This window comes from Nitrosopumilus piranensis, from assembly GCF_000875775.1.
GTDB classification, from domain to species: Archaea; Thermoproteota; Nitrososphaeria; order Nitrososphaerales; family Nitrosopumilaceae; genus Nitrosopumilus; species Nitrosopumilus piranensis.
Genome location: NZ_CP010868.1, coordinates 1,213,953 through 1,227,533, shown reverse-complemented (window position 1 = coordinate 1,227,533; position 13,581 = coordinate 1,213,953). Strand labels below are relative to the sequence as shown.

21 protein-coding genes and 1 tRNA gene are annotated in these 13,581 nt (G+C 32.9%); 15 read left to right on the top strand and 7 right to left on the bottom strand.

Annotated elements, in window-relative coordinates:
- Positions 1-23: 23 nt before the first annotated feature.
- Positions 24-1,640, bottom strand: a complete 1,617-nt coding sequence (locus NPIRD3C_RS07420) for an FAD-dependent thymidylate synthase (RefSeq protein WP_148703543.1) — start codon at positions 1,638-1,640, stop codon at positions 24-26.
- A 32-nt stretch (positions 1,641-1,672) separates the two neighbouring features.
- Positions 1,673-1,966, bottom strand: a complete 294-nt coding sequence (locus NPIRD3C_RS07415; protein WP_148703542.1) for a hypothetical protein — start codon at positions 1,964-1,966, stop codon at positions 1,673-1,675.
- A gap of 133 nt (positions 1,967-2,099) precedes the next feature.
- On the opposite strand from NPIRD3C_RS07415, the gene NPIRD3C_RS07410 reads away from it, so the two are divergent.
- A complete protein-coding gene (locus NPIRD3C_RS07410; protein WP_148703541.1) occupies positions 2,100-2,978 on the top strand; it encodes a CdvA-like protein in 879 nt (292 codons plus the stop codon).
- Positions 2,979-3,032: 54 nt separating this feature from the next.
- Positions 3,033-4,949 (top strand): acetate--CoA ligase, encoded by a 1,917-nt coding sequence (gene acs / locus NPIRD3C_RS07405; protein WP_148703540.1) that lies wholly within the window; start codon positions 3,033-3,035, stop codon positions 4,947-4,949.
- Between the two features lie 3 nt (positions 4,950-4,952).
- Here acs and NPIRD3C_RS07400 read toward each other — a convergent pair whose 3' ends face one another.
- Complete coding sequence (locus tag NPIRD3C_RS07400) at positions 4,953-5,477, bottom strand: PAS domain-containing protein (protein WP_148703539.1); 525 nt, start codon at positions 5,475-5,477, stop codon at positions 4,953-4,955.
- Positions 5,478-5,518: 41 nt separating this feature from the next.
- Positions 5,519-6,541, bottom strand: coding sequence for a flap endonuclease-1 (gene fen / locus NPIRD3C_RS07395; RefSeq protein ID WP_148703538.1), 1,023 nt, complete (start codon positions 6,539-6,541; stop codon positions 5,519-5,521).
- Between the two features lie 101 nt (positions 6,542-6,642).
- Between fen and NPIRD3C_RS07390 the strand changes: the two genes are divergently transcribed.
- Positions 6,643-6,906: a hypothetical protein gene (locus tag NPIRD3C_RS07390; protein ID WP_148703537.1), complete on the top strand. Its 264-nt coding sequence runs from the start codon at positions 6,643-6,645 to the stop codon at positions 6,904-6,906.
- 40 nt (positions 6,907-6,946) lie between these two features.
- Positions 6,947-7,028: transfer RNA gene (locus NPIRD3C_RS07385), tRNA-Ser, on the top strand.
- Between the two features lie 160 nt (positions 7,029-7,188).
- Here NPIRD3C_RS07385 and NPIRD3C_RS07380 read toward each other — a convergent pair.
- On the bottom strand, positions 7,189-7,440 hold the full coding sequence (locus NPIRD3C_RS07380; RefSeq protein ID WP_148703536.1) for a histone: 252 nt from the start codon (positions 7,438-7,440) through the stop codon (positions 7,189-7,191).
- A gap of 246 nt (positions 7,441-7,686) precedes the next feature.
- Here NPIRD3C_RS07380 and NPIRD3C_RS07375 point away from each other — a divergent pair, with 246 nt between their 5' ends.
- From NPIRD3C_RS07375 to NPIRD3C_RS07350, 8 genes are all read left to right on the top strand, one after another.
- Entirely contained in the window at positions 7,687-7,815 is a 129-nt protein-coding gene (locus tag NPIRD3C_RS07375) for a CxxC-x17-CxxC domain-containing protein (protein ID WP_148703535.1), read from the top strand.
- Between the two features lie 134 nt (positions 7,816-7,949).
- On the top strand, positions 7,950-8,231 hold the full coding sequence (locus NPIRD3C_RS07370; protein ID WP_148703534.1) for an AlbA family DNA/RNA-binding protein: 282 nt from the start codon (positions 7,950-7,952) through the stop codon (positions 8,229-8,231).
- Between the two features lie 93 nt (positions 8,232-8,324).
- A complete protein-coding gene (locus tag NPIRD3C_RS10675; RefSeq protein ID WP_192827840.1) occupies positions 8,325-8,480 on the top strand; it encodes a hypothetical protein in 156 nt (51 codons plus the stop codon).
- A gap of 114 nt (positions 8,481-8,594) precedes the next feature.
- Positions 8,595-8,780: a hypothetical protein gene (locus NPIRD3C_RS07365; protein WP_148703533.1), complete on the top strand. Its 186-nt coding sequence runs from the start codon at positions 8,595-8,597 to the stop codon at positions 8,778-8,780.
- 38 nt (positions 8,781-8,818) lie between these two features.
- Entirely contained in the window at positions 8,819-9,466 is a 648-nt protein-coding gene (locus NPIRD3C_RS07360) for a nitroreductase family protein (protein ID WP_148703532.1), read from the top strand.
- Between the two features lie 52 nt (positions 9,467-9,518).
- Entirely contained in the window at positions 9,519-9,752 is a 234-nt protein-coding gene (locus NPIRD3C_RS07355) for an Lrp/AsnC ligand binding domain-containing protein (RefSeq protein WP_148703531.1), read from the top strand.
- Between the two features lie 22 nt (positions 9,753-9,774).
- Positions 9,775-9,951, top strand: coding sequence for a hypothetical protein (locus tag NPIRD3C_RS10670; RefSeq protein ID WP_182126745.1), 177 nt, complete (start codon positions 9,775-9,777; stop codon positions 9,949-9,951).
- 62 nt (positions 9,952-10,013) lie between these two features.
- Positions 10,014-10,391, top strand: a complete 378-nt coding sequence (locus NPIRD3C_RS07350; protein ID WP_182126744.1) for a hypothetical protein — start codon at positions 10,014-10,016, stop codon at positions 10,389-10,391.
- Between the two features lie 148 nt (positions 10,392-10,539).
- On the opposite strand, the gene NPIRD3C_RS07345 is transcribed toward NPIRD3C_RS07350, so the two are convergent.
- Both NPIRD3C_RS07345 and NPIRD3C_RS07340 read right to left on the bottom strand, forming a co-directional pair.
- The gene (locus NPIRD3C_RS07345) at positions 10,540-10,872 is read right to left on the bottom strand and encodes a hypothetical protein (protein WP_148704170.1); all 333 of its coding nucleotides are present in this window, start codon (positions 10,870-10,872) and stop codon (positions 10,540-10,542) included.
- A gap of 62 nt (positions 10,873-10,934) precedes the next feature.
- Positions 10,935-11,396 carry an SRPBCC family protein gene (locus NPIRD3C_RS07340; RefSeq protein ID WP_148703529.1) on the bottom strand — a complete coding sequence of 154 codons (462 nt, stop codon included), beginning with the start codon at positions 11,394-11,396 and terminating at the stop codon, positions 10,935-10,937.
- 73 nt (positions 11,397-11,469) lie between these two features.
- Between NPIRD3C_RS07340 and NPIRD3C_RS07335 the strand changes: the two genes are divergently transcribed.
- The 3 genes from NPIRD3C_RS07335 (at position 11,470) to NPIRD3C_RS07325 (ending at position 13,580) form a co-directional block, all read left to right on the top strand.
- Positions 11,470-12,750: an exonuclease SbcC gene (locus NPIRD3C_RS07335; RefSeq protein WP_148703528.1), complete on the top strand. Its 1,281-nt coding sequence runs from the start codon at positions 11,470-11,472 to the stop codon at positions 12,748-12,750.
- A gap of 31 nt (positions 12,751-12,781) precedes the next feature.
- Positions 12,782-13,180 carry a Mov34/MPN/PAD-1 family protein gene (locus tag NPIRD3C_RS07330; protein WP_148703527.1) on the top strand — a complete coding sequence of 133 codons (399 nt, stop codon included), beginning with the start codon at positions 12,782-12,784 and terminating at the stop codon, positions 13,178-13,180.
- Positions 13,181-13,322: 142 nt separating this feature from the next.
- The gene (locus tag NPIRD3C_RS07325; protein ID WP_237087637.1) at positions 13,323-13,580 is read left to right on the top strand and encodes a hypothetical protein; all 258 of its coding nucleotides are present in this window, start codon (positions 13,323-13,325) and stop codon (positions 13,578-13,580) included.
- The last annotated feature ends 1 nt before the right edge of the window (position 13,581 follow it).

The window sequence follows — 13,581 nt, the reverse complement described above, 5'->3', positions numbered from 1 at the left end:
TTTTTAAAATATTTGAATTTTTTCTATTTCAACTTCTTTCTTTTTTCTTCTGTTCTTTTTTCTGACTCAAATCTCTCTAAGTCATACTCTTTCATATCTACAAACTTCATAATTTTACTCAAGTTCGGATGAACTTTGTTGATTTGTGTAAACATTTGTTGTGCAACTCTTCTATAATCTACATGTCCTTGTGGCACAGTTCTTAGTTCAATTAAGTGACAAGCTTCTCTTAGATTAAATTTCATAAAATAGGGATAGTTGTATGCAAAGTTTACTACATATTGTCCTTGTTCTGGATACTTTTTTCTGATTTTATCAAATGTTTCTTTAGTTTTATTCATACAATCTTTAAAGTCTTTTTCAATACCTAGAATCTTAATTTCACTGGGGATATTATACCCATGATCTGTTGTAAGTAACTGTCTTTCTAATGTTAGTGCTCTGTGTCTGTGAAAATCTCTAAACATTCCAAAATTATTATACAAATCAAATGTATAGTATACATTTTCAAATGCACGTGATGGTCTATGTCTTCTATTTGTTCTAAGTTTTGCAAATTCTTCAATAATTTTTGTTTTGTTTTTAATTGACATTTTTTTTACTTGCTGCAAAATGTCTTGGTACGATGTACTCGGGGATTGTTCATACATTATACTGGTAATTATTTTATCAATTGCAGTTTTCTCTGATTCATAATCTACTAATTTTGTTCTATTACCTTTTTTTGGTTTGGACTTGATCTCTTTGGCAGAAATTGTTTTTGATTTATTTTTTACATCTCGAAGGTATTTCTGAAACGCTTTTCCATGTTTGTCATCTGCTCTTCGAACAAATGATTTGATGATTTTGTCTAGTTCTTTCTTGATTTTTGAGGCTAAATCTTGCTCTTCTTTGAGATTTGATGAGCCTAAAATTGTTAATAAATATTCAAACGCTCTTCCATTGCCTGTAATTCCTACATTAGTCAAAGTTGATGCTGGCAGTAATCCTCTCAAAATATCTAGTGCTTTGGCTTTTGTTGAACCTTTGTAAATCATGTTTGCTGATTTTATATCATTTTCATTTTTTAATTTAGAAAATGATTTTTCTTTTCCATCCTTAGAATCTTTAAAACTATATTTTTCAATTGGATATTTTTCTCTCACATAATTTATCATGGGTTCAATATTTTTTGAATAAACATCAAATGAAAAGTTACATGTTTCTTCATACCTATCTGCAAATCTCGATTTCATAATTTTTGGGTCTCGATAAAATCTGTATTTTCCATTTTCTTTTTTATTCCATGCAACATATCTTGATGATTTTTCTAAATATGATAATCCAATTCTTCTATCTTCAATTTTTTTTACTGCAATGTTTGATAACCCTTCAATTGCAATTTGTGCTTCACCAAGTTCTGCAACAGAGTCGTCCCCATATTCTAAAAGAACTCTGTTGTAAAATTCCTCCCCTCTGTTTTTATTTTTCAAAAACTCATCAAGAAATATTCGTCTCATACTTTTGTCGGTTCTACTGTATCTTGACATCAGTGCTCCACGATCAACTTGTTGTGGAGTAATTATGGCAAACACATTTCCATCCGTATTTGAAAAATGTTCTGATAGAATCTTTTTTTCATTAGATGAAAATTCTGACAATATTCCTGTCAGGATTTTCAATTATTAATAGTCTATTTCTTTTTTCCAATTTGAATTAGATCGGGTCCTTTGTCTTTGTCCTTGTCTTGACCCTTAGCTTGCCATCTGAGTAGAACTTCTTTAAATGCAGCTGCATCAGCTTCATTTTCGGTATACATCAAAGTTGTTACCCAAAATCCGCCATTGGCAGTTTTTCCTCCTACAGAATTCATCCAAAAGTCACTTGGCAGATTTTCCATGATTTTGCTTTCTTTTTCTCTACTGACTTCAGTCCATCTATTTGATACAAAACTCAAAATCTGCTCTAGTTCTTCTCTTTGAATCATGAGCCTACTATTTGGCCTCTAAATTTTAAAATTACTATAAAATTCGTGTTTTTGAGTTAGTGAAATTAATCTTACTAAAACTAAAAAGATTCCTTACACTTTGTCGGTTATACGTATCTCTAAAGTTACTCACATGACCCAAGATGATATCGAGATAATCGGTAAAAACGTCAAAGACATGTACGGAACATTCATGGGTAAAGTCGCAGGAACTATAACTGACATCGATGGTAGTATTCAATCCGTCGGCATTGACTGCGGTTCTCAAGGATTACAGCAAATCCAATATGAGCAACTGGTAGTTCAAGGTGATGTTGTTATATACATTCCAAAATGGAGACTCGACTCTCAAAGACTCATTCGTGAAAAACAACTAACTCTACGTCGTCTAAAGGCCTTGATTGATATTGTTTCAGAAAATGATGACATGAAAGAAGATGCAGAAATCATTCATGAAAAATACAAGTCAAAACTTGTATCATTAGATGAGACAGAAAGTGAAATCAAAGCCAAACTTGAGGCAAGATTGACAGAGCTAGATGAACAAATGAAGTCTGCAAAAATGTTATTGTTTGATGCAAAAGTACAATTCAAGAGCAATGAAATCTCTGAAGAAACATTTGAAACTGTGAAATCATGCACAACTGAGGTAATTGAGCATGTAACTCACGAAACAGCAGAAATTGCAAATGTTAAGAGTAGAATTGCAGATTTAGGATTGGAAGTGCAAGAAATAACAGCCCCTCCAACACCAGACATCCAAGAATCCGCCGTTTCATATCTGGAGACAAATGAACCACAACAAGTTGTTCAAACAAGTCTTCCGGAAGCACCAACAGAACCCGTTCAAACACCTTCAGAACCAATTGAAGCTGAGGCAGCCCCTATGCCAGAACCTCCAACAGAATCTGAAGTAACATTTGCATTTCCAGAACCACCCCAACAGGTGACAGCAGAAACTCCAAAAGATAACAACGATAATGATTGGCTTGCTAGAATGGAAGCACAATAATTTTTTTAATTATTTTTTTAACATTTAGAAAGATCTTAGTACATACACTCTTTGATGTCTGAGACCTATAACATTGGACTTGGAAATAATGATGCTGAAACTAGGCTAAATGCTGACTCTGATTATGTCTCCTTTTGGGATAAGCAGGCACGTAACTTGAGTTGGTTTTCGCCTTGGTCCAAAACATTGGATTGGCATCCACCTTTTGCAAAATGGTTTGTTGGAGGCACAATTAATGCCTCATACAATGCGTTGGATGTCCATCAAAACTCAAAATCTAAAAAACCCGCAATATTGTGGGAGGGTGAAAATGGTGATTCTAGAATTCTTACATATGGGGAAATGTTTGCCCAAGTTCAAAAATTTTCAAATACACTCAAATCTTTAGGTGTTCAAAAAGGAGATCGTGTAACTTTGTATCTCCCAATGATTCCTGAATTGCCAATTGCGATGCTGGCTTGTGCTAGAATTGGTGCTATTCACACTGTTATCTTTTCAGGATTTAGTGCAACTTCTATTCGAGATAGAGTCGATGATTCAAAATCTAAAGTCATTGTAACTGCAGATGGTGGGTATCGACGTGGAAAGATTGTGCCACTAAAAGAGGTAGTTGATGAGGCAATACAGGGATTTGATTTTGTTGAAAATGTAATTGTTGTGCAAAGAACAAAAAATGAAATTTCAATAACAGACAAAGACAAACTTTGGGATGAATTGCTGAAAGATGCATCCGATGTATGTCCTCCTGAAAAATTACAAAGCACACATCCACTTTACATTTTGTACACTTCGGGAACTACTGGTAAGCCAAAAGGGGTTTTACATGGTACTGGTGGTTACCTAACTCATCTTTATTCTACTTTCAAATGGGCATTTGACATTAAGGACTCTGATGTATTTTTTTGTACTGCTGACATTGGATGGGTGACAGGCCATAGCTATGTTGTATATGCTCCACTGCTACATGGTGCAACTGAAATTATGTATGAAGGTGCACCAGATTTTCCAGATGCATCTAGAATGTGGGATATTTTACAGAAATACAACGCAACTATTTTTTACACAACTCCTACTGCACTTCGAATGTTTATGAAATTTGGAGATGATATTCCAAATTCATTTGACCTTTCTTCATTGAGGCTACTTGGAACTGTTGGCGAACCAATTAATCCAGAAGTATGGAAATGGTATTTCAAGACTATTGGCAAAGAAAAATGTCCAATTATTGATACTTGGTGGCAAACTGAAACTGGAGGAATGCTAATTTCCCCTTTGCCTGGCCTGGAGACAATCCCTCTGAAACCTGGTTCTGGAACTCGTCCAATTCCAGGTATGAATATTACAGTTGTAGATGAAAATGGAGAAGACGTTGCACCTAACACTAAGGGATATCTAGTCATCAAAAACCCCTGGCCTGGGATGCTTTTGACATTGTGGGGTGATGATGAAAAATACAAAAAGGTGTATTGGTCAAAATACAAAAACTGTTACTATCCTGGTGATTATGCACTAAAAGATTCTGATGGATATCTGTGGTTGCTTGGACGAGCTGATGATGTTCTCAAAGTAGCAGGTCATAGAATTGGAACTGCAGAACTTGAGAGCTGTATTGTGTCTCATGATGATGTTGCAGAGTCTGCCGTATGTGGGATTCCTGATGAAGTAAAAGGTGAAGTAATAATTGCATTTGTTGTTCTCAAACAAGGTGTTGCCACTGACACAAAAATTTTAGAAAAAGAACTATTTGAAAAGATTAGAAATGATGTTGGTGCAATTGCAACGCCTAAACAAATCTACTTTGTATCAAAATTACCAAAAACAAGAAGTGGAAAAATTATGAGACGACTATTAAAGGCAATTGGAAATAATGAAAAGATTGGTGATGTTAGTACTTTGGAAGATGGTGCTGCTGTTACTGAAGTGCAAACAGCATTTGATGAGATTCAAAAATCAATACAAAATTCAGATTAATTGTTAAAGACTTTTTAAGTCCATAGTAGATAACATTTTGAACATCTCTTTTAGTCCGTCATATTCTGATTTTGATTCTTTGTCAAATTCATTGTATTCTTTCTCTTTAATCTCATCTAATCTGTCATTTGCATCTTTGAAAAATTTTTGATATTCGTTAATTTTTTGATCTGTCATTTGAGTTAAATCAAAAATAACTGTATTACTTCCAAGAAGATTCTTGTTTTCATCATATAGGCTAGTGGCTTGCAATAATCCTGGAAATGTACTTCCATCTTGTCTTTTAAAGGTAATTTTTCTATCTGTCACTTTGCCTGTTTCAAACCATGTTTTGAGGGAATTATTCATAGTCTCCCATTCTTCTTTAGGTACATGTTCAAAGATTGTTTTACCTAAAATCTCGGATTTGGCATATCCTAGATTTGAAGCATATGTGGAATTACAATCTAATATTGCCCCAATAGAGTTGATTCTTCTCCACATTACTGGTGCATCTTTGAGTGTTTTTCTTGCTTCCGTTTGTGGCATTTTTTAAAATTGTAACAACTAGTTATTAAATTACAATCTAGTTAAAACCACTGATCTAAGTTTTGACTTTTTTTCTCTAATGCTTTTTTTAATCTGTTTAATGTAGAGTTGACTCTGTCTTCAGAAAAACTTCGTTCCTTTACAAGATAATTAGTTATTCCCTCATAGTCTATGTCGTTAAAAATAATTTCATCTATCTCTGCAACTTCTGGATTCAAAAATATTTCTCGAATTTGTTGAAAATCGATTTCTTGTAACTGTTCTTGAATTTGAGGTATGTCTTCTAATCTTGAATGTTGTTTGATCATCTTTAGTGCTGTCTTTGGACCGATTCGTTCAAAACCGTTTGGATTAAAATCAGTTCCAATTAAAATTCCTACATCTATAAGTTCTTCTCGTGTTAATTCTAATGATTCTAGTGTTTTCTGTGTTTCAATAATTTCTGGAACGATGTCGATGTATGTGTTTTTGTTTGGTATTTTCCTTCTTCCGCTATTTGTAAAATTCCTAACAAGTCTTTTTGCGCCACATAAAATTGAATCAAAATCTTGACTTGCAGAGGCGTATGCTTGACCAGTGTTTGTAAGATGAGCTGCAGTTGCTTCTCCTTCTGATGGGGCTTCAATGTATGGTATGCCAAAATATGTTAGAAGTTGTTTTGATTCTTTTACCATACCATCTTTCATACTGGTAGTTTGCTGAGCATATTTTCTGGCATCTTCTAGGTTTCCATCTGCAATGGCTTTTTCATATTTTATTGTGGCATCCATTTTGATTTGTTTTCTACGCTCGATTTCCGCAGTTTTTAAGGATGGGGGCTTTCCATCAAATACGTATACTGGTTTTATTCCTAAAGATAGGAAATTCACATTTCTATAAAGAAGACCGCTAAGATGACTTGTAATCCTGCCTTCTGCATCTGATAGTTGTAATCCATCTGGACCTCTAATGCTTGCTAAAAACTGATAGATTGCATTGTACGCATCAATTGCAATTACTTTATTTGAAAATGCTTCAAGAGTTGTTTTCTCCCTTACAACCAAGTCTTTTAGATTTAAGCCCATATTTTTAATTGAAATTTTAAGCTATTTTGTGTTTATCTTTTCTATTTGATCGGTATTTTAGATAAAATCGATTTTATTGTTGATGCTGATTGTATTTTATTGTGGTCAATCTGATACTCTCACCCAATCTGGAAGACAAGATATTTGAAATCAAATATTCTGATGGGTATGTCTCAAAGATAACGTCATATTTTCCATTAACTAAGTATGAAAAACAAGAAATCATCTCAATTATGAATATCGAATTTTCTGAATTTCATTCTATTTTTACAGATACAATTACTGAAGAAGAATGGAACAAAACCAAAGAACAAATCAAAAAAAGATTCAATGGTGAACTGTTTGATATTGATAAAAAACTCTAATTCTGATTTGCTTTATTATGGAGAAAATCTTAGATTAATTGCCGGGATAGCCAAGTGGTAAGGCGGCCGTCTCGAAAACGGCTACGTGCAAGCGTGCAGGGGTTCGAATCCCTTTCCCGGCGTTATTTTGCAGTATTCCTTGTTGGGGGATATGATTATATTGAATTTCAATCCTTTGTTGAAGTTAAAAAAAGAAAAAGAGAAAAAATTGAATTAATTTCTATAATCTTCATTTTCTAGATAATGACTAGCTAAACGCTCTAGAATAAGATTGAATGTCATTTATCGCTTCTTTCCTTTTGATTTTATTGTACTCTTTATTGCTCTTTTTGGGGCCTTTCTTTTTGTAGGGGCCTTTCTAGAAGCAGTTTTTCTTTTTGGAGCACTTGCTGCTGCTCTTTTTTTAGCAGCAGTTGATCTCTTTCGCTTGGCTGCAGTCTTTGCTGCAGCTTCTGCCTTTAGTTTTGCATTTCTTTTACGAGTTCTAGCAGCTTTTTGTGCTGCAGCACTACGTTGGGCTTTTGTTTGTGCCATGAACTTTTTGTTTTTCACTTGCTCAAATACAGGATACGTTCACTTTTTTTACTCTATTCTATAGCTGTTAGATTCTTTTTTCTTGAATGGATCAGTAAAATTACCATATTTTCAAACAGTCTACTTAATTATTCAATAATCAGTTAATTTTTATGATTTAATATTTCTAAAAATTTACTTTTTGATATGATTTCACATTTTTGTCCAAATACGGATGTTATTATAGGCAAGACTGTAGTTTGAATTATGTCACAAGACAGAAAAATGTACAAATGTACATGTGCTGACTGCGGAAAAGATTCTGAGGTTCCATTTGAACCAAAAGAAGGCAGACCAGTATATTGCAAAGAATGTTTACCAAAACACAGAAAGTAGAAGATTTAGATTAGTTTCGTTTGATTAACTTTGAACTTGATTATTTTTAGATAACTCTCAAATTTTTTTATTAATTAAGATTTGTGACTGCACGTGTGTACTCGGTTTAAATGAGGTAAAAATTGCCATTTTACATGTTAGATAATACTACTGACACGATTTTCATTGGAAAGAAACCTCTAATGTCATACGTTACTTCTGCAATAATTCAATTAGCATCACTTGACTCTATTACCATTAAAGCTAGAGGAATGAGTATTGGCTTGGCAGTTGATGTCACTCAAGTCCTTTTGAAAAAAACAAATGTGTTTGAAGTCGGATGTGTTAAAATTAATTCTGAATCTCTTGAATCTCAAGATGGACGAAAAAGAGATGTTTCAACAATTGAAATTCCAATTTCAAAGAAAGCAAAATAAGTAAAATTAATTTTAATTTGTCTGATTTTACCTAAGATTTTTTTGGTATGTTTTTCAAAGTATAATAGCATTGAAAATAATATTCATGTTACAATGATTCATAAGATTCGCTATTTTGAAACAAAGACTCTTTCTCAAGGAGTGTATCTTCAAGATGTAGTAAATGACTTTTTAGCTGAAAAAGGTGAAAATGTTATTGCTGTGATGCCTGTTATGGATAATTCTTTGATTGTCCATTATAAAGAATAATCCCCCCTGTTTTTTTCTTAACTATATTACCTAATGATTTTTTCATGTTTTGTCTATGTAACATTTGGCCAGAAATTAGAATCAATTTTTAAAGTACTTTAGAAGATGATCCATATGGTTGAAGATATTGAATTAAAGATTCAAAAATCAGAAATTTCTACTGCTGAATTAATTTCTCATTTTCGAGAAAAATGCAAGATATGTGGACACCATAGAATCATGCATGATGCTGCAGGCAAATGTGAAGGTGTAATGAATAAACCCTGTACTTCTGGTTGTGACAAATTTGAAGCAGAGTAACTTCAAATTCTTTAATACTTATTTTCTCTACATTGTTTATGGGCCCTGATGTAAAAGAAGAGAAAATTTATCCTTTAGGTTATGAGCCACATGTAACACCTGAAAAGACTGATCCAAATGTACGAAATCAATTAATTAATTTCATTTTAAAATCAGGACCCACTGAAGTCGTTGATACTGACTTGTTTGCTGTTATGGCAAAAAGACGTTCAACAAGAAAGTTTTTAGATAAACCTGTTGAGACTGCAAAAATTGATAAAATTATTGCAGCAGCTGATACTGCTCCTACAGCTGGTAACTATCAGGGGTTTGAAATTTTTTATGTAAAAAGCCCTGAAAAGAAAAAACAACTAGTTGAGGCATGTAACAAACAACCTTATGTCGATGCTCCAGTCGTGTTGGTTTTTTGCAAAAACCCCTCTAGAGTAAAATTTGATTTTCCTGAATATGTTTTAAAGAAATTTGCCATTCAAGATGCTACTTTGGCTGCAGGCTACTCCCAATTGGCAGCACAAGCTTTGGGTTTGAGTTCAATTTGGATTGGCATGTTTGATGAGCAAAAAGTGATGGATGTAATTGGGACTGATTTAGTTCCTTCCTCCGTATTATGTATCGGATATCCTCAACAAACCAAATTCCCAAAACCAAGACGAAATCTCAAGGACTTGGTTCATGTTACATGGTAAGCTCCTCCTAAAATTATTCATCTTTAAATAATCAAAACAATTTGTTAGATTCATGACTGATGCTTATGTGATGTTAAATTGTGAGTTGGGTGCAGAGACTGAAATAATCGAAAAACTCAAAGAGATTGAACAAGTCGCAGATGTTTTTGAAACTATTGGAACTCATGATATGCTAGTAAAATTACAGGCAGAGAATTTTGAGAAGATCAGGGAAATTGTTTCATGGAATATTCAAAAATTAGACAAAGTTCGTTCTACTGCAACCCTCATAAAAAAAGATAATTAAGATTAGGCCCATCTTGATTTAGATGGTCGACGAAAAAAATGAGATAGATAAACTCATTGATAATATGATTTCTAGTGGTGATGAATTAGTCAAAAACCTCAAAACAGTTTTACCAAACTCTGTTGCAGAATCAATGGTGATGTTTCATGAATCAAATGTTGAAAATTTGAAAAAAATTAAAGAGTTTTTGAATAAATAGATTTCATATAATACGTCTCATTACTACTATATCCTTTTTAATCATTAATTCGATTTTATATCGTGTCAAGATCTAGGACTATTAGTATCACTGTAAAGAAAAAGACTGGCGATACATTTGATGCAATCTTGCAGCTTCCTCCTAAAATGATGCCTGATGCAAAAATCAATGAAGATGGATGGTGGTCATTTACTGGACCTCATGGAAAATCCAAACTGAAATTCAACGAAAATAAATCCCTTGGAATTTTGGACCATAAATTCATCGATGAAGAATCTGTATGGGATGTTCCTATGAGAGTTATTTCAAATGATGAATATTCTGAAATAATGATTACTCTGAATAAACCTGATGAGATAACAGATAAACAATTCAATCAAAGAGTAGATGAGATTGGAGAAATGGTTCAAAATATGAAACAAATCATAGAGTCATCTTGAGCCTAGACTAGTACAAATTGTTCTTTAAGCTTAAAAGTAAATTTGGATATTATATAATTATAAAAATGCCATATGAAGAAATATACTTTCAAAGATTAGAAGAAGATGAGTTTAATGAGTATGAAAAAATAAAATCTAAAAAAACTTCTTAATCTTGTTTTCTCTCTGAATCCTCGTTTTCTGTATTACCTGGACCTACTATGTCCTCGGGTTTTACTTTACTGTCCCAATCTCCTCTTACTCCCTTTATTAGGGCAATTACTCCTGCACCAAGTAATCCGATTACCAATCCAAAGAAAACAGTTTGGTCCATTATCTTAAATGAACAATTAATCTCTTGTGGGGGTTTGTCTTCAAAATATTCATAACATGTTCCAAATTCGTCTGATTCAAAAGTTGCAGCCTGGTACTGTGATCCCATTACACCTAAGACAAGAAATCCTGCAAAAGTAAGACCTATCCCAATAAGGATAAATCGCATATCGCTCATAGTACTTTTTATGATTTACAGTATTTACATTTTAACCTAAAAATACTCTGGTGTTATTTTTCTAACAGTGCTTTGAGATTTTCTAATGATGCCTCATAAAATGAACCCATGAATACAAGAAAATCTGTGAATTGTTTTTCTGTCATTTTTTTACTATTGATATATGATTCCCATGTTAACTCCACAAGATTTTTTGATTTTGGTTTGATTGATATTGTTGCAACATATGCTCTAAGTGGCAATCCTTCTGTGGCAATATATGTAAAATATTCTCCAGTTTTCCATGCTACTACATGCTCTTCTATTTCATTACCGTCAGCAAAAGTGATTAATCGTATTGCACCCACTCCTTTTTTCTTTTTAGAAAGATATACTGTATCTTTTACATCTACTAGCCATGTGGGAAGCCCAACAATATTGCTAATTTTCCTCCAAACTTTATGATTTGATGCCTTGATCTTTATTGTTTTTTTTACCGTGCCTGTATGAAATGATTTTTTTTGAATTTTTGCCATATGTGGGACTCAAATCTTGTGATTTTTAAATTTTGTACAACCATTTTTAATCCCCTTTAGCAAATATCATCAAATGGTCTTTGGATGGGGAAAAAAGAAGCAAGAAGAGAAACCTGTAGAGGATATTACTCAAACAAAAGAGATTCCTTTATCTGATGTAAAAAAAATTGTGGCTGATTTAGCGAAATTAAGAGAATCTCAAACTATCTCTGAAATAAAACATCTTAGAAATGGCACTGCCCCATTAATTGACGATTTAATCAAAATTGGAGACAAACTAGAAAAAGACACACTAAATGTTGATGATATTGATAAGCATCTTGCAATCATTGTGGTTCGAGGTAAAAAGCAGGTTATTGACATAATAAAAAAGGGAGTGGTACCCCTTCCTGAAATATCTTCTATTGATGATGCAAAAAAACTAGATGTCTCTTTAAATCAAATTCTAAAAAAAGTGGGTGATGTACTGGGTCGTCAAACTAGAATCATCCATATTTTTGCCAAAAAATATGCAGCTCAATTAAAAGATAGTTTAGAAGTGATGAACCAGAATCACTCTGAGATTCATGACATTCTTCAAAACTTTGAAAATACAAAGTTGACTTCTGAAGAAATTTTAAACACTTTGAAACAAATTGATAAATTAAAATCAAAAAAAATAGAAAAAACTCAAAAAATTATTGATACTCACAATGAGTTGGAATCTACTAAAGAACATATTGTCTCATTACAAAAATCAATTGAAGAAATCAAATCTTCTGATAATTATAAAAAATACATTGAATCAAAAAAACTACTAGAGTCATTTGAAAACCAAAAATCAAGAATCAAAGATGAAATCAATTTCCAATTTACAAAAATATCTAGACCTCTTGGAAGATATGAATACGCTTCATCTTTAGATAAAGACCAAAAAAATATACTAACACAATTAGTAAATGATCCTTTTGATGTACTAATTCCTGAAAACAGAGATTCAATAATTTTGATTTTAGAAAATGTCAGAAAGGGAATTGCTTCAGGTTCAATATCTGTTAAAGATACTGAAAAGACCTTTTCTCAAATTACTGAAACTGAAGAAACATTAGATGGGTTTATTTCAAAGGTATCTGAGTACTATCAAAAATATAAAAAAATGCAAGATGATCTGAACTCACTTCGTTCTGAAAAATTAACTGCATTAGAAACTGAGCTTGCAAAAACTTCTGAGTTAAAGGATGATTTGGAACTAAAATCTGAAACATTTCAAGGTGAAATTGACGAGATTGATTCTACCCTGCCCCAACTCGTCTCTGAAATAGAGAAAAAACTGCGTTCATTCTCTAACACAAAATATACGGTTTTGATGTCTTAAAATTAAATTAGTTCAAAACTCTAGCATTCTTGTGTTATTCAAAAGGAAAAAATTTGAGCGAAAAGTGATACTTGAAAAAGATGTTCTTGATAGCATTTTATCTTATTGTCAGATGAAACATCCTAATGAAGGAATTTTGATTCTTAAAGGAAAATCAAAAAATGGCGAAATAAAGATTGATGGACTTGTAATTCCCCCTTTCAATTACACTGGGCCTACATTTGCAGGGTTTCCTCATTCATTCTTACCATTTGATATGAGTTATGTTGGAATTGTTCATTCTCATCCTAGCGGTTCTGCTGAACCCTCGGTAACTGATCTTCATAATTTCTTTGGGCTTGTTTCAATCATCGTGAAATCCCCCTATTCTGATGATTCTGTTTTTGCATGGGATAGCAGTGGTAATGCCATTCCAATTTCAATAAAATAATTATTCTTAAAACTCTAGTTAAATTTTAAAAAAATTAACAAAACTTTATAACCTTTTTGAAGGTACTTTTAATGAATTGTTTAATTACAAAACTTATTTGATATTCTTATTTGCATCCCTTGCAATCAGCATTGGTTTGCAGATGGTCTTGCCCTTCCCATATGGTTTAGGTGCTGCCCTTGCAATATTTATCGCATTTCCGCTAATTTTGAGACGACGCTACATGAACCGTATGAGAGGTTATGGTGGCAGTGATTCTGGAACTGGTGGTGGATTCTTTGGAATGGGTTCACAAGGTGGTTCTGGCGGTGTTCGTTATGTATGTCTTGTATGTAACAACAAACACAAAGGTGGGTCTTGTCCAAGATGTGGTTCTAAGATGCAACGTGCTGACTTTTAGA

What these genes read in the sequence shown, in the direction of transcription:
- NPIRD3C_RS07380 (WP_148703536.1), bottom strand. Translation starts at nt 7,440, where the DNA reads ATGGCACAAACAAAAGCCCAACGTAGTGCTGCAGCACAAAAAGCTGCT.
- NPIRD3C_RS07410 (WP_148703541.1), top strand. Translation starts at nt 2,100, where the DNA reads ATGACCCAAGATGATATCGAGATAATCGGTAAAAACGTCAAAGACATG.
- NPIRD3C_RS07335 (WP_148703528.1), top strand. Translation starts at nt 11,470, where the DNA reads ATGGTCTTTGGATGGGGAAAAAAGAAGCAAGAAGAGAAACCTGTAGAG.
- fen (WP_148703538.1), bottom strand. Translation starts at nt 6,541, where the DNA reads ATGGGCTTAAATCTAAAAGACTTGGTTGTAAGGGAGAAAACAACTCTT.
- NPIRD3C_RS10670 (WP_182126745.1), top strand. Translation starts at nt 9,775, where the DNA reads ATGGTCGACGAAAAAAATGAGATAGATAAACTCATTGATAATATGATT.
- NPIRD3C_RS10675 (WP_192827840.1), top strand. Translation starts at nt 8,325, where the DNA reads ATGATTCATAAGATTCGCTATTTTGAAACAAAGACTCTTTCTCAAGGA.
- NPIRD3C_RS07415 (WP_148703542.1), bottom strand. Translation starts at nt 1,966, where the DNA reads ATGATTCAAAGAGAAGAACTAGAGCAGATTTTGAGTTTTGTATCAAAT.
- NPIRD3C_RS07365 (WP_148703533.1), top strand. Translation starts at nt 8,595, where the DNA reads ATGGTTGAAGATATTGAATTAAAGATTCAAAAATCAGAAATTTCTACT.
- acs (WP_148703540.1), top strand. Translation starts at nt 3,033, where the DNA reads ATGTCTGAGACCTATAACATTGGACTTGGAAATAATGATGCTGAAACT.
- NPIRD3C_RS07355 (WP_148703531.1), top strand. Translation starts at nt 9,519, where the DNA reads ATGACTGATGCTTATGTGATGTTAAATTGTGAGTTGGGTGCAGAGACT.
- NPIRD3C_RS07340 (WP_148703529.1), bottom strand. Translation starts at nt 11,396, where the DNA reads ATGGCAAAAATTCAAAAAAAATCATTTCATACAGGCACGGTAAAAAAA.
- NPIRD3C_RS07360 (WP_148703532.1), top strand. Translation starts at nt 8,819, where the DNA reads ATGGGCCCTGATGTAAAAGAAGAGAAAATTTATCCTTTAGGTTATGAG.
- NPIRD3C_RS07370 (WP_148703534.1), top strand. Translation starts at nt 7,950, where the DNA reads ATGTTAGATAATACTACTGACACGATTTTCATTGGAAAGAAACCTCTA.
- NPIRD3C_RS07400 (WP_148703539.1), bottom strand. Translation starts at nt 5,477, where the DNA reads ATGCCACAAACGGAAGCAAGAAAAACACTCAAAGATGCACCAGTAATG.
- NPIRD3C_RS07325 (WP_237087637.1), top strand. Translation starts at nt 13,323, where the DNA reads ATGGTCTTGCCCTTCCCATATGGTTTAGGTGCTGCCCTTGCAATATTT.
- NPIRD3C_RS07375 (WP_148703535.1), top strand. Translation starts at nt 7,687, where the DNA reads ATGTCACAAGACAGAAAAATGTACAAATGTACATGTGCTGACTGCGGA.
- NPIRD3C_RS07345 (WP_148704170.1), bottom strand. Translation starts at nt 10,872, where the DNA reads ATGCGATTTATCCTTATTGGGATAGGTCTTACTTTTGCAGGATTTCTT.